The 21,283-nt window shown below is 60.0% G+C and carries 18 protein-coding genes, 1 tRNA gene and 2 pseudogenes; 9 read left to right on the top strand and 12 right to left on the bottom strand.

Going from position 1 to position 21,283, the window contains the following annotated elements:
* The first annotated feature begins 257 nt into the window (after positions 1-257).
* From AAIA72_RS03830 to AAIA72_RS03815, 4 genes and pseudogenes are all read left to right on the top strand, one after another.
* A complete protein-coding gene (locus AAIA72_RS03830) occupies positions 258-401 on the top strand; it encodes a hypothetical protein (RefSeq protein ID WP_369601277.1) in 144 nt (47 codons plus the stop codon).
* A gap of 12 nt (positions 402-413) precedes the next feature.
* A complete protein-coding gene (locus AAIA72_RS03825; RefSeq protein ID WP_369602112.1) occupies positions 414-1,418 on the top strand; it encodes a hypothetical protein in 1,005 nt (334 codons plus the stop codon).
* Positions 1,419-1,509: 91 nt separating this feature from the next.
* A complete protein-coding gene (upp, locus tag AAIA72_RS03820) occupies positions 1,510-2,148 on the top strand; it encodes a uracil phosphoribosyltransferase (RefSeq protein WP_369602111.1) in 639 nt (212 codons plus the stop codon).
* A 2-nt stretch (positions 2,149-2,150) separates the two neighbouring features.
* Positions 2,151-3,418: pseudogene (locus AAIA72_RS03815) on the top strand (uracil-xanthine permease family protein).
* Positions 3,419-3,481: 63 nt separating this feature from the next.
* Here AAIA72_RS03815 and AAIA72_RS03810 read toward each other — a convergent pair.
* The 11 genes and pseudogenes from AAIA72_RS03810 to AAIA72_RS03760 form a co-directional block, all read right to left on the bottom strand.
* A pseudogene (locus AAIA72_RS03810) lies at positions 3,482-4,701 on the bottom strand (phosphopentomutase).
* Positions 4,698-6,035 (bottom strand): thymidine phosphorylase, encoded by a 1,338-nt coding sequence (gene deoA, locus AAIA72_RS03805; RefSeq protein WP_369602110.1) that lies wholly within the window; start codon positions 6,033-6,035, stop codon positions 4,698-4,700. The pseudogene AAIA72_RS03810 and the gene deoA overlap by 4 nt, the downstream one beginning before the upstream one ends.
* Positions 6,032-6,838, bottom strand: a complete 807-nt coding sequence (locus AAIA72_RS03800) for a purine-nucleoside phosphorylase (RefSeq protein WP_369602109.1) — start codon at positions 6,836-6,838, stop codon at positions 6,032-6,034. The genes deoA and AAIA72_RS03800 overlap by 4 nt, the downstream gene beginning before the upstream one ends.
* Entirely contained in the window at positions 6,831-7,235 is a 405-nt protein-coding gene (gene cdd / locus AAIA72_RS03795) for a cytidine deaminase (protein WP_369602108.1), read from the bottom strand. The genes AAIA72_RS03800 and cdd overlap by 8 nt, the downstream gene beginning before the upstream one ends.
* A 2-nt stretch (positions 7,236-7,237) precedes the next feature.
* Complete coding sequence (locus tag AAIA72_RS03790) at positions 7,238-8,212, bottom strand: ABC transporter permease (protein ID WP_369602107.1); 975 nt, start codon at positions 8,210-8,212, stop codon at positions 7,238-7,240.
* Complete coding sequence (locus AAIA72_RS03785) at positions 8,205-9,338, bottom strand: ABC transporter permease (protein WP_369602106.1); 1,134 nt, start codon at positions 9,336-9,338, stop codon at positions 8,205-8,207. The genes AAIA72_RS03790 and AAIA72_RS03785 overlap by 8 nt, the downstream gene beginning before the upstream one ends.
* Positions 9,331-10,878: an ABC transporter ATP-binding protein gene (locus AAIA72_RS03780; RefSeq protein ID WP_369602105.1), complete on the bottom strand. Its 1,548-nt coding sequence runs from the start codon at positions 10,876-10,878 to the stop codon at positions 9,331-9,333. Before AAIA72_RS03780 ends, AAIA72_RS03785 begins: the two co-directional genes overlap by 8 nt.
* 13 nt (positions 10,879-10,891) lie before the next feature.
* Positions 10,892-11,899 (bottom strand): BMP family protein, encoded by a 1,008-nt coding sequence (locus tag AAIA72_RS03775; protein ID WP_369602104.1) that lies wholly within the window; start codon positions 11,897-11,899, stop codon positions 10,892-10,894.
* A gap of 49 nt (positions 11,900-11,948) precedes the next feature.
* Complete coding sequence (locus AAIA72_RS03770; RefSeq protein ID WP_369602103.1) at positions 11,949-14,312, bottom strand: aldehyde dehydrogenase family protein; 2,364 nt, start codon at positions 14,310-14,312, stop codon at positions 11,949-11,951.
* A 5-nt stretch (positions 14,313-14,317) separates the two neighbouring features.
* Positions 14,318-15,271: a deoxyribose-phosphate aldolase gene (gene deoC / locus AAIA72_RS03765; protein WP_369602102.1), complete on the bottom strand. Its 954-nt coding sequence runs from the start codon at positions 15,269-15,271 to the stop codon at positions 14,318-14,320.
* A complete protein-coding gene (locus tag AAIA72_RS03760) occupies positions 15,268-16,230 on the bottom strand; it encodes a sugar-binding transcriptional regulator (protein ID WP_369602101.1) in 963 nt (320 codons plus the stop codon). Before AAIA72_RS03760 ends, deoC begins: the two co-directional genes overlap by 4 nt.
* A gap of 116 nt (positions 16,231-16,346) precedes the next feature.
* Between AAIA72_RS03760 and otnI the strand changes: the two genes are divergently transcribed.
* The 3 genes from otnI to AAIA72_RS03745 all read left to right on the top strand — a co-directional run bounded on the left by otnI (position 16,347) and on the right by AAIA72_RS03745 (position 18,243).
* Entirely contained in the window at positions 16,347-17,132 is a 786-nt protein-coding gene (gene otnI / locus AAIA72_RS03755; RefSeq protein ID WP_369602100.1) for a 2-oxo-tetronate isomerase, read from the top strand.
* Positions 17,129-17,782, top strand: a complete 654-nt coding sequence (locus tag AAIA72_RS03750) for a hypothetical protein (protein WP_369602099.1) — start codon at positions 17,129-17,131, stop codon at positions 17,780-17,782. Before otnI ends, AAIA72_RS03750 begins: the two co-directional genes overlap by 4 nt.
* Before the next feature lie 116 nt (positions 17,783-17,898).
* Positions 17,899-18,243 carry a zinc ribbon domain-containing protein YjdM gene (locus AAIA72_RS03745; RefSeq protein ID WP_369602098.1) on the top strand — a complete coding sequence of 115 codons (345 nt, stop codon included), beginning with the start codon at positions 17,899-17,901 and terminating at the stop codon, positions 18,241-18,243.
* Positions 18,244-18,364: 121 nt separating this feature from the next.
* Here the strand turns inward: AAIA72_RS03745 and AAIA72_RS03740 are convergent.
* A tRNA-Met gene (locus tag AAIA72_RS03740) sits at positions 18,365-18,441 on the bottom strand.
* Between the two features lie 170 nt (positions 18,442-18,611).
* On the opposite strand from AAIA72_RS03740, the gene AAIA72_RS03735 reads away from it, so the two are divergent.
* Together AAIA72_RS03735 and AAIA72_RS03730 are read left to right on the top strand one after the other, a co-directional pair.
* Positions 18,612-19,781, top strand: a complete 1,170-nt coding sequence (locus AAIA72_RS03735) for an ISNCY family transposase (RefSeq protein ID WP_369600308.1) — start codon at positions 18,612-18,614, stop codon at positions 19,779-19,781.
* Positions 19,782-19,936: 155 nt separating this feature from the next.
* Positions 19,937-21,247 carry an ISNCY family transposase gene (locus AAIA72_RS03730; RefSeq protein WP_369599988.1) on the top strand — a complete coding sequence of 437 codons (1,311 nt, stop codon included), beginning with the start codon at positions 19,937-19,939 and terminating at the stop codon, positions 21,245-21,247.
* Positions 21,248-21,283 lie beyond the last annotated feature (36 nt).

Below are 21,283 nucleotides of genomic sequence, written 5' to 3'. Positions count from 1 at the left end.
GCCATGCGTTTCAACTCTGGCGTCTCCCCATTTTTTCAGAAGGCGCCATTCAACCTTTTGACTTTAAAGGGAAAAACGTGATGTGGTAACGGAATCGGGGTTTCCCTCCGGGTACAATGTGATTGGCCATAAGTCACTGAACCCAAAGGAAAACCCCGATGCCTTACCATGCCACAGATCGGACAAAATGGAAAGCCCGCCTCTGCAGCCTGATTGACCAGGCACCTGAACAGATCACACGGCCTGTGCGAAAGCTCATGGCAGAGGTCACTTTCGGCATCCTCACTTCCGGTTCCCTCACGCAGGCAGAGATTGCCCGCACACTCAATGAGCCATGCAGACTGCACCATACCCAGAAGCGCATTTCCCGCATGCTGGCCGGACACAGTGAAGTGGCCTAGGCCGCAGAGCAGGTGCAGCTTGCGCACGTCAGCCGGCACGTCACGCAGGACATGATCCTGGCCATTGATCCGGGCGATCTGAACCGTGACGGCGCACCGAAAAGTGAATGGCGGGGCCGCGTCAGGGACGGCGATACCGGAGAAATTGTCGGCGGATATCCGCTGATGACCGTGGTGGCACGGGATGTCCGGCGCGGGAAGACGCTGCCGTTGCTGACCCGCCTGAATACCCCGCGGCGCACGGCATTCAGAAGCGAGAACCATGACATTCTCTCGGTGATGGATGAAGTGAGCCGGCACATCCGGAAGGATCTGCTCTGGGTGATAGACCGGGGAGGCGACCGGGGCATCCTGTGGGATGCCTGGATCCGGTGTGAACGGCAGGTGCTGGTCAGAGCGGCCAATCAGCGCTACTGGTGCTGGCGGGACCGTCATAAAACAGCGCAGCAGATTGCCCGTGAACTGCCGCTGAAGCATCAGGGGCAACTCAGACGGGGAGGCCCCCGCGTCAGGTTTGGTATCACCCGGGTGATGCTGCGAGAGCATCCGGACAGCCCCTTGTGGATGATTGTCGTCCGCCATGACCGCCCGGAGCCTCTGGTGCTGGTTACCACGCGTCCGGTGCGCGGAAGGCGACAGGGAGAGCGCATGATACATGCCTACATGGACCGCTGGGCCTGCGAGGAAGGCTACCGCTTTACCAAGCAGGGCTTTGCGCTGGAGTCTGTACCGGCACGGCGCTTCACCACACTTCAGAATCTGGTTGCGCTGGCGAGTCTGGCCTGGGGACTGCTTCCCGTCTGGCAGGACCGGGATAGCTGTCTGATCAGAAGTTCACGCCGTCAAAAGCCGGACAAGGCGCTTAAGTTCCCGTTCTACAGCCTGCTCAAGGGATGGCAGAACCTTTTCAGAGGTGCACGGGTGCTGTTCTGGTCACTTTGGCGCAAACGAAAACCACGAAGTCTGATTGATGACTTGTTTGCCCGAAATGGTTCTCTCGCCACGGGACCGGGGTAAAAAATGGGGAGACGCCATGTTTCAACTCCCTTCTGTCGTCAGGCGTATCCTGTTAAAATCAGAGGGTTTATGCATGGGGAGACTGTCCGGAATGAATACATTTGAAATCAGACATCCGTTGATTAGGCACAAGCTTGGGCTGATGCGGCGCAAGGATATCAGCACCAAGAATTTCCGCGAGCTGGCGCAGGAAGTGGCGGCACTGCTGACATATGAAGCGACCAAGGATTTTGGTCTGACCGAAGAGGTGATCGAAGGCTGGGCCGGCCCGGTAAAGGTCGAGAAGATCTCCGGCAAGAAAGTGACGGTGGTACCCATCCTGCGTGCCGGACTGGGCATGCTGGACGGAGTGCTTTCCTTGGTGCCGAGCGCCAAGGTGTCCGTTGTGGGGCAGGTGCGCAACGAAGAAACGCTGGAAGCACAGACCTACCTGGAAAAACTGGTCGGTGACATGGATCAGCGTGTGGCCCTGATTGTGGATCCCATGCTGGCGACCGGCGGCTCCATGATTTCCACCATCGAGCTGATCAAGCGCGCAGGCTGCAAGGATATCCGGGCACTGGTGCTGGTGGCCGCGCCCGAAGGAATTGCAAGGGTGGAAGAGACACATCCGGATGTGCGCATCTACACGGCGGCCATTGATGAGCGTCTGAACGAGAAGGGCTATATCCTTCCCGGCCTGGGGGATGCGGGCGACAAGATTTTCGGCACCCGGCAGAAGGACGACTGACAATGCAGAAAGACGCGCTCTGGAAAGAGGTTCTGACTGGCGTTCAGATGTTGTTCGTCGCTTTTGGCGCACTGGTGCTCATGCCGCTGATCACGGGGCTGGATCCTACCGTGGCGCTCTTTACCGCGGGTGCCGGCACGCTGGTCTTTCAGATGGTGACAAATCGTTCCGTGCCGGTGTTTCTGGCCAGTTCCTTTGCGTTCATTGCCCCCATCCTGGCGGCGAAGGACATGTATGGTCTGCCGGCGACGATGGGCGGGCTCATGGCCGCAGGCGGGGTTTACCTGCTGCTGGCTGCCGCCGTGAAGATCAAGGGCACCGAGTTTCTGGCCAGGCTGTTTCCGCCTGTGGTGGTGGGCCCGGTCATCATGTCCATCGGTCTGGGGCTGGCACCGGTTGCCGCGAACATGGCCATGGGCAAGGCCGGTGACGGCTCGGCGCAACTGATGGACTACGGCACGGCCCTGATGATCTCACTGCCCGCGCTACTGACCACGCTGGTGGTTGCGGTCTTTGCCAAGGGGATTGCACGACTGGTGCCCATCCTGTTTGGTGTGGCTGTTGGTTATGGGATTTCCCTGGCGCTGGGGGTGGTCAAACTGGAGGCAGTGGAAAACGCCGGCTGGATCGGTATGCCCAATTTCACCTTCCCCGAATTCCGCTGGGAGGCCATTCTGTTCATGATTCCGGTGGCCATTGCGCCGGCCATCGAGCACATTGGTGACGTGCTGGCCATCAGCAACGTGACAGGCAAGAACTACGTCAAGTCACCCGGTCTGCACCGGACGCTTGCCGGTGACGGGCTCGCCACGTCTCTGGCTGCCTTCTTTGGTGGCCCGCCCAATACCACCTATTCCGAGGTGACGGGGGCGGTCATGCTGACCAGGCAGAGTAACCCCCGGATCATGACCTGGGCTGCGGTGACGGCGATTGCACTGGCGTTTCTGACCAAGTTTGGTGCAGCGCTTCAGACTATCCCGGCACCGGTGATGGGGGGATCCTCATCCTGCTGTTTGGTTCCATCGCTGTCGTGGGTCTGAACTCGCTGATTCGCAATCAGGTGGATCTGGCCGAGCCGCGCAATCTGGTCATTGTTTCCGTGACGCTGGTATTCGGTATCGGGGGCATGGTGATTGGCAATGGCGATCTGAACCTGAAGGGCATTTCACTCTGCGGTTTTGTGGCGATTGTGCTGAATCTGCTGCTGCCACGCAGCGAAGCAGACAAGAACGCCAATCATGAACTGCTGCGTCAGGGTGATACCGTCTGAGGCTGTTCTGAAAAAATCGTGGCCGCGCATGCGGCCACAACTTCCAGCTCACTTCTTCCACTTTCAGAAGCAGGGCTGCCCGTGGGACAGTTCAGGCACACCCAGCCAGCGTGCCACGGTCTGGCCCATGTCCGCAAAGGTGTTGCGTTCACCGAGCGCCTGAGCCGCCACCCCGGGACCAAAGAAGACCACGGGCACATGCTCCCGGGTATGGTCAGTGCCGGACCAGGTCGGATCACAACCGTGATCTGCCGTGATCAGCACCAGATCACCGGGCTGCAACCGTGCTTCCAGCTCCGGTAACCGGGCATCCAGTGCCTCCAGCGCGTGGGCGTATCCGGCCACATCGCGCCGGTGACCGTACAGCATGTCGAAATCCACGAAATTGGTGAACACGAGACTGCCATCCGGGGCACTGTCCATGGCCGTCAGCGTGGCGTCCAGCAAGGCCATGTTGCCGTTGGCCTTGATCTTTCGGGTCACGCCCTTGTGGGCAAAGATATCGGAAATCTTGCCGACGCTGATGACTTCACGACCCGCACCTGATACCACGTCCAGCAGTGTCGGGGCATGGGGTGGGGTGGTGTAGTCACGACGGTTGCCGGTGCGCTGAAAGGTCTCGGCGGTCTCGCCGATGAACGGGCGTGCAATCACCCGGCCGACATTGAGCGGATCCACCAGCTCGCGGGCTACCTCGCAGACCTGATAGAGACGGTCCAGTCCGAAGTGTGTTTCATGGGCAGCGATCTGGAACACGGAATCCGCCGAGGTGTAGCAGATCGGCTTGCCGGTTCGGATATGCTCTTCCCCGAAACGCTTGAGGATCTCGGTACCGGAGGCATGGCAATTGCCCAGAATGCCGGGCAGATCACAGCGCTTGATCAGTGCTTCCACCAGATCATCCGGAAAGCTGGGCGGGCCCGGGGAAAGACGCCCCACTCGAATTCCACCGGCAGTCCGGCGATTTCCCAGTGGCCGGAAGGGGTATCCTTGCCCCGGCTGCGCTCGCGGGCATAACCCCAGGCACCTTCGGGCGCTGCAATCGGCGTGACACCCTCCAGGGATTCACGACTGCTGGCGGCGAGCGCGTTGACGAGCCCCAGCCGTGTCAGGTTGGGGATGTTCAGCGGGCCACGTCGCAAGCCTTCACGGTCAGCCTGCCCCCGGGCGCACTGCTCGATGATGTGCCCCAGCGTGTTGGATCCGGCATCTCCGTAGTGCGCGCCATCTTCTGCATCGCCGATGCCCAGTGAATCAAATACCAGTATGATGGCGCGGCTCATGTGGCCTCCTGTTGGGTGATCCGCTTGAGGACAACCTCGCCGGGCGTCCGGGGCGTATCGGATATCTGCACGCAAGCCTGCCAGGCCGCAATGGCCCGTTCGGCTGCTGCCTCGTCACGTGCATGAATCCGGGCAATGGGGTCTCCGGCCCGGACCTCTGTGCCGAGAGGCCGGATCTGATCCACGCCGACGGCATGGTCTATGCCGTCCTGTGGCCGTGTGCGTCCGCCTCCCAGTGCCACGACCACCAGGCCGGCATCACGAGTCTGCATGCTGTTGAGAACGCCTGTGGCCGGGGCGGGGACATCACGGATGACCGGTGCCGCCGGGAGGAAGGCTTCGGGCCGGTCACAGAAATCTGCCGGGCCTCCCAGACTGGAGACCATGCGTGCGAAGACTTCGCGGGCGCGACCGGACGTCAGAGCCTCCTCCGCCATGCGTCGCCCTTCTTCAGTATCTTGAGCCAGCCGACCGATGACCAGCATTTCTGCCGCCAGCGCCATGACAACTTCATCCAGGCGAGGGCAGTCCCGCCGGTTGTTCAGGTAGTCAAGGGTTTCCCGGATTTCGAGGGCATTGCCCGCGGTGAGGCCGAGCACCTGATTCATGTCGGTAATCAGAGCGCTGGTGCGTACCCCGGCACCATTTGCGACATCCACGATGCTCCGGGCCAGTTCCTCCGCCATCTCAAAAGTATCGGCGAAGGCGCCACTGCCGGTTTTTACATCCATCACCAGCCCTTCGAGACCGGCAGCCAGTTTCTTGGACAGGATGGAGGCCGTGATGAGGGGGATGGATTCTACCGTGGCGGTTACATCGCGGATGGCATAAAACCGCTTGTCTGCCGGGGCCAGGGCATCGGTCTGGCCAATGATGGCGCAACCCACTTCCTTCACCGTGCGTCTGAAAAGATCCGGATCGGGATAGGTGTTGTAACCGGGGATGGACTCCAGCTTGTCCAGGGTGCCGCCGGTATGCCCCAGTCCCCGGCCGCTGATCATGGGATCATAGGCGCCGCAGGCGGCGACGATGGGCCCCAGCATGAGACTGACCTTGTCGCCCACGCCGCCGGTGGAATGCTTGTCCAGTACCGGGCCGGGCAGGTTCAGATCCGACCAGTCCAGTACCTTGCCGGAATGCATCATGGCGGTGGTCAGGCTGATGCGTTCGTCCCGGCTCATGCCATTGAAAAAGACGGCCATGGCAAACGCGGCAATCTGACCTTCGGTCACCTGACCGCTGGTGATGCCCTGCACGAAAAAGCGGATTTCTTCCCCGCTCAGCGTGCCGCCATCGCGTTTCTTGCGAATGATCTCTTGGGGCAACAGGTTCATGCGCTCATCTCCGAAGCAAAGCGTGCAAGCAGACGGATCAGTGCATCTGCACCCTTCTTCGCGTACTCGAGTGTCTGATCATGGCTGAGTGGGGTGTCGCTCATCCCTTCTGCCAGGTTGGTGATCACGGATACGCCCAGCACCCGAAGTCCGTGATAGCGCGCCAGAATCACCTCCGGAACCGTGGACATGCCCACGGCCGTGGCGCCAAGCAGGCTGAGCATGCGGATCTCTGCAGGTGTTTCAAACTGGGGGCCGGCCATCCAGGCATAGACGCCTTCGGGCAGGCGACGGCCCAGTTCCTGTTCGGCCGCCTGCTGGAGTTGCTGGCGAAGGGCCAGGTCATAGGCGCCGCCCATGGGGACAAACCGACGGTCACTTTCAATCCCGACGAGTGGTGAAGCATTGACCATGTTCAGGTGGTCACGGATGATCATGGCGCTGCCGGGCGGAATGTTTGCATCCAGGCTGCCGGCAGCGTTGGTGACACACAGAATTTCACAACCCAGTTCGGCCAGCGTGGCAACGGGAACGGCCATTTCGGCAGCATTGGCACGCTCGTAGTAGTGTGCCCGCCCCTTGAGCACCGCAACCGGTGTCCGGCCGATGTGGCCGAATACCAGCTGGCCGGCATGACCGCCCACGCCGGGCTTGGGAAAGCCGGGCAGGCTGGCGTAGTCGAAGGTGGCAGAGACGTTTACGGCATCTGCCAGCGGGCCGAGTCCGGAGCCCAGAATGAAGGCCAGCCGGGGCCGGAAGTCCGGCAGCGTCTTGCGGATGATGTTGGCCGCATTTTCAGTCATGATGAAACACCTCGGGTCCAAAGGACATGGGCAGCAGTTCTCCCAGTGTCACGGTACGAACGATGCGCCCGGGTTCGCAGAGATGAACCGGGGTGTCGGGCGCGGCAAATTCCCGGATTTTCTGGCGGCAGCCACCACAGGGGGTCACCAGTTGCTCGCCACGGGCCATCACCCAGATTTCCCGGATTTGATGTCCCCCTTCGGACACCATCCGGGAAATGGCATTGGCCTCGGCACAACTGCCCAGCGGATAGGCGGCATTTTCAACATTGCAGCCACCGTGCAGCCGATTCTGGTCATCCCTGACGACGGCACCGACATGAAAGCGCGAGTAGGGCGCATGTGCGCGGGCCATCATCTGTGCTGCGAGCAGCAGGATGGTTTCGGTGCCGCTCATGTTCAGCGCTCCTTCACATAGGGCACGCCATCGGCGGCCGGTGCCACGGCCTTGCCGATGAAGCCGGCCAGCAGCACGACTGTCAGAATGTAAGGCAGCGCCTGGATCAGCTGGACGGGGATTTCGCCGATACCCGGTACCACAACGCCCTGCAGGCGGATCGATATCGCATCCAGCATGCCAAAGAGGAGGGCGGCGAAAAATGTCGGCCAGGGCTTCCACTTGCCAAAAATCATGGCGGCCAGTGCGATATAGCCCTGCCCGGCACTCATGTCACGTGAGAAGGCCGCGTTCTGGGCAATGGCCAGATAGGTACCGGCCATGCCGGTCAGCAGACCGTTGATGATCAGGGCCCGATAGCGCAGGAAAGCGACTGAAATGCCGGCCGTATCCACCGCTTGCGGATTCTCTCCGACCGCCCGCAGGCGCAGACCGAAACGGGTTTGGTACAACAACCAGGCAACGGCCGGAACGGTCAGCCAGGCCACATAGACCAGCAGGTTGTGGCCGCTCAGCAGCTCCGAATAGAGCAATCCGATGACCGGGACATCCTGAAGTGCTTCGGCAAAAGGCCAGTCGATGGGCATGAAGCGTGCCTCATTGGACAGGGGCGGGGTACTGCCGCCCTGCTTGAACCAGGCATGCCCGAGTACCACGGTCAGACCCGCGACCAGAATGTTGATGGCCACGCCGCTGACCACCTGGTTGCCGCGGTAGGTAATACAGGCCAGTCCGTGAAGCAGACTCAGCGCGATGGTAACCAGCATGGCCATGACCAGAGCCAGCCAGGGTGAGCCCCACCAGGCCGCAATGGTGGCGCTGACAAACGCACCCGCCAGCAGCTTGCCTTCCAGACTGATATCAATAACGCCTGAACGCTCGGAAACCAGCCCGGCCAGTGCACAGAAGATGAGCGGTGCCGAGACACGCAGTGTGGCATCCAGTGTCAGGAAAATGATTTCCAGCCATTCAGTCATGGGCAGAACCCTCCTGTGCCGGGGTGTGGCGTTGGGGCAGGCGGCGGAACAGGGCTTCCAGCCAGGGCTTTGACATGTAGGTCAGTGCGCCCGAAAACAGAATGATGAGGCCCTGAATGGCGACCACCAGCTCACGGGTGATGTTGGGCATCTCGAAGGCCAGCTCGGCGCCGCCCTGATAGAGCATGCCGAAGAGAAGACTGGCCAGGAAGATACCCACCGGATGGTTGCGGCCCATGAGTGACACCGCAATGCCAGTAAATCCGTAGCCAGCCGTGAAATTGAGCAGCAGACGATGCTGGACGCCCTGGATTTCGTTGATGCCCACCAGGCCCGCCAGCGCTCCGGAAATGCACATGGTCACGATGATGATCTTTTGGGCGGGTATGCCGGCATAGGCGGCCGCCTTTTCATTCTGTCCGAATACACGCAGTTCATAGCCCCAGCGGGTATGCCAGACAAAAATCCAGACCGCAGCCATGCACAGCAGTGCAATGATGAAAGACAGGTTCAATGGTGATTCCGCCACCTCGAAGCCCAGGGCATGCAGCCAGTCGTGCAGGTAGGGCAGAAAGGCCGCCTGATTGAACTCCACGCTTTCAGGTGCCATGGAACCGGGTGCGATCAGCACATGCACCATCAGATACACCATCAGCGCAGAGGCAATGAAGTTGAACATGATGGTGGTGATGACGATATGGCTGCCCCGGTAGGCCTGAAGCCAGGCCGGAATGAACGCCCAGGCAGCGCCAAAGAGCGCGGCGGACAGAATTCCCAGGGGCAGGAGCAGCCCGAAGGGCAGGGCATCGCTGAGAGCGAGCATGGCCAGCCCGACGCCGAGACCGCCGATGTAGGCCTGGCCTTCGCCGCCGATATTGAACAGGTTGGCATGAAACGCCACGGCCACTGCCAGCCCGGTGAATATGAAGTTGGTGGTGTAATACAGGGTATAACCGATGGCTTCATCGTATCCCAGTGCACCATTGATCATGACCTGGATCGCCTCCAGCGGGCTTTCGCCGATGGCCAGGATGATCAGCATGGATACGGCCAGAGCCAGCGTGATGTTGATCAGAGGAATCAGAATGACGTCTGCCCAGCGGGGCAGGCTCTGAGAGTCAGACACGGTGTGCTTCCTCCTGTTGTGCGCCGGCCATCAGCATGCCCAGCGTCTTTTCATCCGCCTCACCGCCTTTGACCTCGCCGGTAATGGCGCCGTTGCACATGACAATGATGCGGTTGGAAAGGGACATGATTTCATCCAGCTCGACGGAAACCAGCAAAATGGCGCAACCCTGTTCACGCAGGGAAAGCAGCTTCTTGTGGATGAATTCGATGGCGCCGATATCCACGCCGCGTGTGGGTTGCCCGACGAGCAGAATGCCGGGATGATGGCTGAACTCCCTGGCAATGATGAGCTTCTGTTGGTTGCCGCCCGAGAAGTTGGCAGATTTGAGATCGGGAAGCGGCGGGCGGACATCGAAATTGTGCATGAGCTGTTCGCACCGCTGATGTACGGCACGCGAATCCAGCAACCCGTGACGATTGATGTCGGGGTCGCGCTGATAGCCCAGTATGGACGTTTCCGCAGCGCTGAAGGTCTTTACAAGGCCGCGCTGGTGGCGATCTTCCGGGATATGCGCAACACCCATCTGGCGTGCCCGGGCCGGGTCATGGATACCGAAATCAATCCGGACACCATCAAGTTCCACCACGCCGGATGTGGCCGGTCGCATGCCCGAAAGCACATCGAGCAACTCGCTCTGACCGTTGCCCGAAACACCTGCCACGCCGACAATTTCACCCGCACGCACACTGAAATTCAGCGATTTCAGACGTTCCACCCCGCTGTCATCCACCAGCCGGAGATCCTTGACGCCAATGCGAACCTGTCCCGGTTCCACATCGGATCGCTCGACCTTGAGCAGCACCTTGCGGCCGACCATGAGTTCGGCCAGCTCTTCGGTGCTGGTTTCGCGGGTCTCCCGGTGAGCCACCATCCGCCCGGCCCGCATGATGGAGACGGAGTCGGTGATGGCCATGATTTCCTTGAGCTTGTGGGTGATCAGCAAAATGGTCACACCTTCTTCACGCAGGGTGCGGAGAATATTGAACAGTTGCTCCGTCTCGCCCGGCGTGAGAACCCCGGTCGGCTCGTCCAGAATGAGAATCTCGGCCCCCCGGTAGAGCGCCTTCAGGATTTCGACCCGTTGCCGGGTGCCGACCGACAGATCACTGATGACCGCATCCGGATCCACGTCCAGACCGTACTGCTGGCTGAGCCGTTTGAGTTCAGCCCGTGCATGTTCAAAACTGGTTTCCAGTCTGAACCCGGACTCGGCGCCCAGCACAATGTTTTCCAGCACGGTAAAGGGCTCCACCAGCATAAAGTGCTGGTGGACCATCCCGATCCCCAGGGCGATGGCCTGATTGGAGTTCTGGATGGCGACTTCTTTGCCCCGTACCCGGATGGTGCCCTCGTCAGCGGTGTAGAAGCCGTAAAGGATACTCATCAGGGTAGACTTTCCCGCGCCGTTTTCACCGATGATGCCGTGGACGGTGCCCGAACGGACAACCAGATCCACGTGATCATTGGCCTTGACGCTGCCGAACGTCTTGCAGACGCCGGTCAGTTCAATGGCGGGTGTTTCCGGATGCGTGTTCATCCTGACCTCGGTATCAGTAGGTGCAGCTGTTGTCTGACATGTAGTCGTGAACCTTGATCTTGCCTGCGATGATGTCTTTCTTCGCCTGCTCGATTTTCTGCTTCATTTCTTCCGTGATCAGGTCCTTGTTGTATTCATCCACGGCCCAGTCCACGCCGTCCTCGGCCAGACCCAGGTGGGTGATGCCCGGAGTGAACTTGCCGTTTTTTGCTTCTTCCAGTGCCTTGTAGGCGGCAACACCCACACGCTTGACCATGGAAGTCAGCATCGTGCCCGGGTGCAGGTAGTTCTGGTTGCTGTCCACGCCGATGGCAAACTTGCCGGCATCCTTGGCAGCCTGGTAGACACCCAGTCCGGTTGCGCCGGCTGCGGCAAAGACCACATCAACACCGCGCTCGAACTGACCCTTGGCCAGCTCGGCACCACGGCTGAGGTCGTGCCAGGCGGCTGGAGTGGTGCCTGTCATGTTGGCGATGACCTCGATTTTCGGGTTGACGTACTTGGCACCCTGCTCATAGCCACATTCGAACTTGCGGATCAGGGGGATGTCCATGCCGCCGACAAAACCGACCTTGCCGGTCTTGGACTTGAGCGCTGCTGCCATGCCGACCAGGAAGGAGCCTTCATGTTCCTTGAAGAGAATGGACTTGACGTTCGGGGCATCCACAACTGAGTCAATCAGGACATAGTGGGTCTTGGGGAATTTGGGTGCCAGTTCCTTGACGGTGGTGGCCTGGTTGAAGCCCACCCCGATGATGGGGTCGAAGCCGCGCTGAGCAAACTTGCGGTGCGCCTGGACAAACTGGGTTTCGTTGTTAGGCTCGAATTCCCGCACCTCAATGCCATGGTCAGCCTTGAACTTTTCCAGCCCCTTGGCAACGGCTTCGTTGAAGGATTTGTCGAACTTGCCGCCCATGTCGTAAACGACTGCCGGCTTGATGCTTTCCGCCGTCGCCAGAGTAGCGGCTGCCGCCAGGGCAACGCCCATGCATGCGCTCACGGCCTTCTTGAGTGTACTCATGTTTTTTCTCCTGTGATATGCACTTGCTGTGTGTTGTTCATGTTGTTTGTTAGTTCATGTCTGCCGGCAGCCAGATGGTTTTGGCGGCACAGGCTTCCCGATACAGCCTCGGGTAGGCCCGGAGCATTGACCAGTCCGTATCCGGATGCAATGCGAGAATACGCTTAAGTGTATCCGCGCCGAAGGTCATGCAACGCGTGATCGTCTCACCGTGGTCTGCCAGCCAGAGTGCCTGGACGCCGGCATGGCGTGCCAGCGTCTCGGCCAGGGCCGCGCGCGGACCGGCCAGAATATTGATCACGCCGGCCGGTACGTCTGATGTTTCGATGACCTGGGCCAGCTTGAGCAGGCTCAGCGGATGGGCTTCGCTGGCACAGGCCACCACGGTGTTGCCCATGGCCACGGCGGGTGCCAGCATGGCCACCGCACCAAGCAACGGAGAATGTTCCGGCATGAGCATGCCAATGACGCCCGCGGGCTCCTGGCGTGTGATGACCTGTCCGGGGAAATCAGCCCCGGCAACCGACCCGGTGAACTTGTCTGCCCAGGCGGCGGCTTCAAACAGTCTTTCAATGCAGGTCTGAACTTCAGCCACGCACCGGCCGGATTCCCGGCCGGTCTGAAGCGCCAGATCTTCAGCAAATTCGTTACGACGCTGGTCAAGGCGCTCTGCCAGGTAGTACAGGATCTGGGCGCGCTGGTGCCCCGTCCGGTTACCCCAGCCCAGAGCCTTGGTGGCCGCCTCGACCGCATTGCGGATGTCCTTGCGACCACCCACTCCGATCCAGGCCAGCAGCTTGCCGCTGACGTCGGTTACCGGGTAGCTGGTGCCGCTGTCCGGACGCGTCTGCTTGCCGCCGATCAGAAACTTGTGTGTCGCATCCACGGTCTCGGCCGCCGCAGTGGTGGCCAGCTTGCGGGATTTTCTGGCTGTTTTGGCAAGCGGCGCAGGCTCGGGCCTGAACCAGGCTTCCATACCTTCCAGCCCCCCTTCACGACCGTATCCGGATTCGCGCACGCCGCCAAAGGGCGCTGCCGCATCAAATTGATTGGCGCAGTTTACCCAGACCACACCGGCTTGAAGTTTTGGCACCACCTCCAGACAGCGGCCCAGATTGCGCGACCATACGGAGGCGGCAAGACCATATCGGGTATTGTTGGCGAGTGCGATGGCTTCTGCCGGCGTCCGGAAAGTCGTGACCGTCAGCACCGGTCCGAAGATTTCTTCCTGCATGGCCTCCGAAGCCGGCTCAAGATCCGCAAGCACGGTAGGCGGGAAGAAATAACCCTCTCCCGGCAGTGCCAGCGTGGGCTGGATGCAGGTCGCACCATCATGGCATGCGCGGCTGACCATCTGCGTGATCTTGTTGAACTGCTCTTCGGAGTTGATGGCGCCGATATCCGTGTTCTTGTCCAGCGGGTCACCGACGCGCAGCGTGGCCATGCGCTCTCGCAGGCGTTCGAGCAGTGGATCGTGGAGTCCTTCCTGAACGAGCAGTCGAGAGCCGGCACAGCAGACATGCCCCTGGTTGAACCAGATGCTGTCCACAATGCCTTCGACGGCGGCGTCCAGATCCGCATCTTCAAAGACGATGAAGGCCGACTTGCCGCCCAGTTCCAGCGTCAGCCCCTTGTCAGTACCTGCGACAACGCGCGCAAGTATCTTGCCCACCTCGGTGGAGCCGGTGAACGCCAGCTTGCGGATACCCGGATGGCCAGCCAGCGCCGCGCCCGTTTCTCCGGCGCCGGTGACAATGTTCACCACACCATCGGGCAGCCCTGCCTGCTGGCACAGCTCTGCGAAGTAAAGGGCTGTCAACGAGGTGGTTTCGGCAGGCTTGAGCACGACGGTGTTTCCGGCGGCCAGAGCGGGTGCCACTTTCCAGGCCAGCATGAGCAGAGGAAAGTTCCAGGGGATGATCAGACCCGCTACACCCCAGGGTTCGCGGCCATTGAACGCCTGCCCCCTGAGCTGTGCCCAGCCGGCGTGATGATAAAAGTGCCTTGCGGTCAGCGGGATATCGATATCCCGGGATTCGCGGATGGGCTTGCCGTTGTCCAGTGACTCCAGCACCGCCAGCGTGCGTGCGTGCTTCTGAATCAGGCGGGCCAGGGCATACAGGTAACGGGCACGTTCATGTGACGAAAGTGCCTGCCAGGCAGGTGCGGCCTTCCCGGCAGCCCTGACCGCGGCATCCACGTCTTCTGCCGTACCCACTGAAATCCGGGCCAGCACTTTGCCTGAAGCGGGATTCAGGGTTGCCATCAGTGCGTCTTCTGCAATGGCTGTCCAGCGTCCCCCTATGAAATGCCCGAAGCGGCGCTCATGGCTGTCCAGCCAGGCTTCTGCAGCAGACGTGCTTTCCGGAGCGGGGACGTAAGCCATATCTTCAAACCTGTCTCGAATTGTCATGATGTTCAACCCATTGCATGATGCCAGGCCACGGAATAGCCCCCGGTGGCCGCATGTTCCAGTTGTCGTTCGATATCTCCCAGCAGGCTGGATGCGCCGAAGCGGAAACGGTCCGGTCGCAGCCACTCGGGGCCCAGCTCTTCCTTGACGAGAATGAGCCATGAAAGCGCATCCTTGGCTGTGCTGATACCACCTGCGGGCTTGAACCCTGCAATCTGACCGGTGCGCCGCCGGAATTCGCGAATTTGACGCAGCATGACGAGGGAGACGGGCAGGGTGGCATTGACCGGTTCCTTGCCGGTACTGGTCTTGATGAAGTCGGCACCGGCCATCATGCAGACCATGCTGGCCCTGGCCACGTTGGTCAGGGTGCCCAGTTCGCCGGTGGCGAGAATGGCCTTGAGATGTGCATCACCACAGGCTTCCCGGTAAGCCCGCACTTCATCGTACAGCGCGCGCCAGTTGCCGGTGAGCACATGGCGGCGGGAAATGACAATATCGATTTCCGTGGCTCCTGCGGCAACGCTCATTTCCACTTCCCGCACACGCAGTTCGAAAGGTGTGAGTCCGGCAGGAAAACCTGTGGAGACCGCGGCGATCTGAATGTTCGTGCCGGCCAGCGCTTCGGCTGCCGTGCCCAGCATTTCGTGATAGACGCATACGGCTGCCGTCTGCACCGGCCAGTCCACGCCCAGCGCATCCAGGATGTTCTGATTGACCGGACGTCGTGCCTTGGCGCACAGGCGGCGCACGCGCCCCGGCGTATCGTCTCCCGAGAGCGTGGTGAGGTCGATCAGGCTGATGGCCTTGAGCAGCCACGCAACCTGGGCTTCACCCTTCACCGAGCGGCTGCCCATCAGCCGGTTGATGCGCCGCTGAACGGCCGCACCGTCCACATGAATATCGTCAAACCAGTCCGGTGCGTACGGAACGCCGGACAAACGGTTTTCACCGCTCATGATGTTTCTCCGTCAAGTAGCTGAACCAGCTGACGAGCAGCCGATTCACCCAGAATCAGATCTGTCAGAATACCGGTGCGCAGGGCGCCCAGGCAGGCCAATGCCTTGTCGTGTCCTCCTGCCACGGCCACAACACGCTTGCCGCGCAGATCGTCAAGTGACAGGGAAAGTGCGTGCCGGTTGACGGCGCAATCCACCTTTCTGCCCCGGACATCGACGAAATTTCCCACAACATCGGAGATGGCACCCGAAGCGCGCAGATCCTGCCACTGCTCCGGGCTGACCAGCCCCACGTTCTGGATGTAGGTATCGCGGTTAAGTGAACCGATGCCCACTATCACGAGTGAGGCCTGGCGCGCCAGTGCCATCACGCCGCTGACATTTTCCTGTGCCAGCAGCAGGTCACGCTGAGTTTCCGAGGCCGCAATATAGGGGACCGGGTTGATGAATCCTTCCCCGCCGGTCTTGTGCATCAGCGTCAGAATCACGTCTTCGCGATTGGCCGAGAAATGTCGTGTCAGACTGCCGCTAACGGATACAAACCGAGTGTGCGGCAGGTCCATTTCAGGAAGGTTCCGGGCAAAGGCGGTCAGCGAACGCCCCTTGCCCACACCGATCAGCGTGTGGTCTCCCGAGCGGATCAGCTCCGCGACCCATTGTGCGGAGGCAAGGCCGACCTCGTGAAAGTTCTGGCGGGGATCGTCTTCTTCGTGAAGTGTCGGCGCGACCACGCACCCTTTCAGGTTGAAGTGTTGAAGGATTTGCTCTTCCAGTTCGACGCAGCGGGCCGGGCGCCCCTGAACGAAGACCTGAACCAGACCGGCTTCATGTGCCTGTGCGATGAGCCGGTGTGCCTTGGCAGAGGAGACGCCCAGACGTTCAGCGACCTGACCCTGCTTGTAACCACCGATGTAGTAGAGCCATGCGGCCCGTGAGGCCAGGTCGAGTTGTGATTCCATATGAAAATAATTTCATCGTCTGGAAATATTTTCATGCTACGCATTGGGACGGGGACCGTCAACTTCGCAAATCCCGTATTTCCCGATATAGTTGACGTGGATCAACGGAGAGCACGATGCTGAAATTTGCCGCCAATCTGAGTTTTCTCTTTACCGAAGTGCCGTTTGAGGAACGGTTCGAAGCCGCTGCACGCTGCGGGTTTCATGCGGTGGAGTATCTTTTTCCTTATGAACATTCGCCGCAGACGCTGAAAAAACTTCTGGATGATAACGGTCTGACCCAGGCGCTGTTCAATGCGCCGCCGGGTGACTGGAGCAAGGGCGAAAGAGGTCTGGCCTGCCTGCCGGACCGGTTTGATGAGTTCAGGGAGGGTCTGGACCAGGCCCGACAGTATGCGGGCGTTCTGGGAAACCGGCGAATTCATGTCATGGCCGGTGTCAAACCGGATGACCTGGATCAGGAAGAAGCCAGCGAGGCGTGGGTCAATGCAATCCGGTACGCTGCCGACCTGCTCGGGAAGGATGGTCTGACGGTCACTGCAGAGCCCATCAACAGGCATGACATGCCCGGGTATTTTCTGTCGGACATGGAGCAGGCACTGGCACTCATTGAGCAGGTTGATCGTCCCAACGTAAGGCTGCAGTTTGACATCTACCACTGCCAGCGCATGCACGGAGACATCATCTGGTGGCTCAGTCGGTGCTGGGACCGCATCGCGCATATCCAGGTCGCCAATGTGCCCGGGCGTCACGAACCTGACCGGGGCGAGCTCAACTACCGCTTCATCTTTGAATGGCTGTGGGCGCGGGGCTATGCGGGATTTATCGGCTGCGAATATATCCCTCATGGGGAAACCGCGGCCGGACTGGGCTGGCTAGACATTCCGGAGATCAGCGCATGAGGCCGGCCGACAAGCAAATTCTCTATCTGCTGCTCTCTTTCCTGACAATGGTTTCGGGATACCTTTATTTGCGCTATGCGTACAAGGTCACCGACGAGCTGCCATTCGCTCAGGAAATCGTCCTGATCATCCTGGGTACGCTGATCACCGTGCTCATCACCGCGCTGCTGCTCAACAAGCAGACGGCGGTGGAAATCGAGAAAGAACAGGGTATCAAGTTTCTCGACCTCAAGGCTGCCACCTACGAGCGGTTGCTGGACCTGATCGAGCAGATGTCCCAGTGCGAGACGTTCAGCGAGCATCAGCTGACTGACCTCAAGTTCATGACTCACCGTCTGGCCATTGTGGCCTCACCGGTTGTGCTGAACGAATATCAATCCTTTTTGCAGGTGGTGAAGGCCATTTCCGGTGACATGAGTTTCGCTGACGATCAGCATCCGTTGCACAGTGCCCTCAGCAATCTGACCACCAAAATCCGTGAAGATCTGATTGGTGGCGTGGCCCCCGGCGGGCGTTACACCGTCAGCCAGGTGGATGCCATGATCCGTCGCAATTCCGAAATCTCCAATACATTGGGGCGTGTCCGGTTGCGTCGCCGGGAGAAGGGGGAAGGCTCGGGCCGGGCAGATTCGTCGGGCAAGGATTCGTGAGGCGTTTGCAGTGCAGCGACTCCCTGTGGCGGGCTGGGTGTATCCCAAAAAATAGAAAAAAGAAGTACAATAGGCCACACAACCATCTGTGATTTTGAAATGTTGAGGACGCCAAGATGAGTCAAGCACTGCCTGAATGCCCGAAATGCGGATCAGAATATACTTACCAGGATGGTGACATGCTGGTCTGCCCGGAATGTGCGCACGAGTGGAAAGAAGGGGAGCAGTCCGCCGAACAGGAAGAAGGGTTGGTCGTGCGTGATGCCAATGGCAACCTGCTGCAGGATGGCGACACCGTTGTCGTGATCAAGGATCTCAAGGTCAAGGGGGCGTCATCAGCGCTGAAAGTGGGCACCAAGGTCAGGAATATTCGCCTGGTGGAAGGGGATCACAATATCGACTGCAAGATTGACGGCTTTGGCGCCATGAAACTGAAGTCCGAATTCGTCAAGAAAGCCTGAATCCGGGGCGTTTGGAAGGAGAACCGCGTCATCTTCGGATGGGGCGGTTTTTTTGCGGATGAAGTGTTGCCTGAAAACGAAAAAGCCCAGACCGGATAATGGTCTGGGCTTTGGAAATCGTTGGTTGCGGGGGCCGGATTTGAACCGACGACCTTCGGGTTATGAGCCCGACGAGCTACCAGACTGCTCCACCCCGCGTCGACTTGGTGCGTATATTACGGATCCCGGGGCGGAACGTCAACCCCTTTTTTTCATTGTGTTGGGAGCAAATAAACTGTCCGGACTTGTAGCACGTGATTTGTCCGGTTTCATGATCACCAAGGAGGTGAGCCATGAGACGGACAGAACTGCTACAGGAGATCCGGAAAATGCGATTCGAAGAAGCCTATACGGGATGGACCGAGAAACGGCTGACCCAGGAAGAGGCGGCGCGGCTGCTGGGGGTCTGTGAGCGGACCTTCCGGCGCTATATCGACCGCTACGAGGAGGAGGGCCTCGACGGCCTGATCGACAAGCGCCTGAGTCAGGTTTCCCACCGCAAGGCCCCGGTGGATGAGGTTCTACGCCTCGAGGCGCTCTACAAGGAGCGCTACGACGGCTGGAACATCAAACACTTCTACAGCTTCTACCGCGACCGTCACGGCGGCACACGCAGCTATACCTGGGTACGGAACACCTTGCAGAAGGCAGGCCTGGTCAAGAAGGCACCGGCTCGGGGTAAGCATCGTCGACGCCGCGAGCGGGCGCCCATGGTCGGCATGATGCTCCACCAGGATGGCTCCACCCACGAATGGGTTCCCGGCCACCACTGGGATCTGATCATCACCTTCGATGACGCCACCTCTGAGCACTACTCCATGTTCTTCGTCGAGGAGGAAGGCACGGCTTCGAGCTTCCAGGCCATGCGAGAGGTCATCACCGATCACGGCCTTCCCTCGAGCCTCTATACCGACCGGGGCAGTCACTACTGGCACACCCCCAAGGCCGGCGGCAAGGTCGACAAGTCCAACCTCACCCAGTTCGGCAGGGCCATGGCCCAGCTCGGGGTCGAGATGATCCCCGCCTATTCCCCCGAGGCCCGGGGCCGCTGTGAGCGCCAGTTCGCCACCCATCAGGGACGCCTGCCCAAGGAACTTGCAGCCCAGGGCATTACCACCATGGCGGCGGCCAACCGCTACCTTCGGGAGCACTACCTGCCGGCCTTCAACCGGGAGTTCTGCGTCAAACCCGCCGTCGAGGGCAGCGCCTTCGTGCCTTTCATCGGCCCTGGACTGGACGACATCCTGTGTGAGCAGTACGAACGCACCGTGAACAAGGACAACTGCGTCTCGTTCGAGGGACTCAAGCTGCAGATCCCTGCCGACCGCTATCGGCGCCATTACGTCAAGGCCAAGGTTCGGGTACACCGTTATCCTGATCGCTCCCTGGCGATCTTCCACGGCCCCAGAAGACTGGCCAGTTACACCCCAGAAGGCCTGCCCTTCGACCCCCTCGAACCTATTGATCAGGCACCGGCCAACGTCCGCTGCCAAGTCTGATCATCAGTGGACCCAAAGCGGACAGTTTATGTGCTACAAAACCGGACAGTTCTATTTGTTGCTAACACCCCTTTTTTTCATTGTGTTAGCCCAAAGCTGTAATGTCCCCTTCTCGCAATTCTAAAATGTCCCCTTTTGGGATACAGGAGGGGGCAATGGCAGAGGAGACCATTGCAATGACGCAAAAAGCGATCGATCGGCTGGCAATCATTCAGCAGGTGACCGCAAAACAGCTTCGGCAACAGGAAGCTGCCCGGCAGCTTGGGCTGAGTGTCCGGCAAGTTAAGCGTCTGGTCGCCCGCTTTCGTCAGAAGGGGCCGTCAGGACTGGTTTCCGGCCATCTCGGTAAACGCCCGGGCAATGCAATTCCCGGGGCCGTGCGCAAGGAAGTACTCTCTCTGGTTCGCACACGCTACCCTGATTTCGGACCAACGCTTGCCTGTGAAAAACTCACCGCACTGCATGGATACAAGCTGTCAGCCGAGACCCTCCGACAGTGGATGATCGCTGACGGACTCTGGAAACCCGGAAAACGCAAGGCCGCCCGGATTCACCAGCGACGTCCCAGACGGCCCTGTCGCGGCGAGCTGATTCAGATTGACGGCTCACCACATGACTGGTTTGAAGGGCGCGGCCCGCGCTGCACCCTGATCGTGTTCATTGATGACGCCACCAGTGAACTGATGGCATTACGCTTCGCCCCGGCCGAGACCACCTGGGCTTACCTGCAGACACTGCAAGGCTATCTGGCCGAGCACGGCCGCCCCGCTGCTTTGTATTCCGACAAGCACAGCATCTTCCGGGTAAACCAACCCGAGCGCGAAGGTGAGCTGACCCAGTTCACCCGGGCTCTCAAAACGCTGGATATCGAGCCCATTCATGCCAATACCCCTCAGGCCAAGGGGCGTGTCGAGCGTGCCAACCAGACGCTTCAGGACCGCCTCGTCAAGGAGTTGCGTCTTGCGGGCATCTCGGACATTGAGACCGCCAATGCCTGGCTGCCGGGCTTTATGCGCGATTTCAACGCACGCTTTGCCAAACCCGCCCAGAACGCCACGGATGCTCACCGCCCCGTTCTGCACACACCAGAGGAGCTGGCGCTCATCCTGTGCCTGCACAACCACCGAAAGCTCTCAAAGAACCTGACCTTTCAGTTCAGGAACCGGGAATACCAGCTCACCGGCTATGGAAAGGGCTATCGGCTCCGGGGCGCCCGGATCACCATCTGTGAAGCACAGGATGGCCATGTGACGGTGCTCCACAAAGGGCATCAACTGGATTGGCAAATCCTGAGCGAAGGCGAGCCCCCGGTCCCTTTGGATGACGAGAAAAGCCTCCACCAACGTGTCGACAAGGCGAGAGCCAGACAAAAGGCATCCTCAGGCAGAAAGCCCGCGCCGGACCATCCATGGCGACGTTCTCCGGTTGGTAAAGCGGCCTCCGGCAGGCAGTCGGTAACCTCCTGAAACAGGATACCCAAAGGGGACACTTTAGCTTTGGTA

Origin of the sequence: Thermohahella caldifontis, assembly GCF_041153465.1 — a bacterium.
Lineage (GTDB): Bacteria > Pseudomonadota > Gammaproteobacteria > Pseudomonadales > Oleiphilaceae > Thermohahella > Thermohahella caldifontis.
Note: the sequence above shows the minus strand (reverse complement) of the source record. Positions and strands in the feature narration are given on the sequence as shown.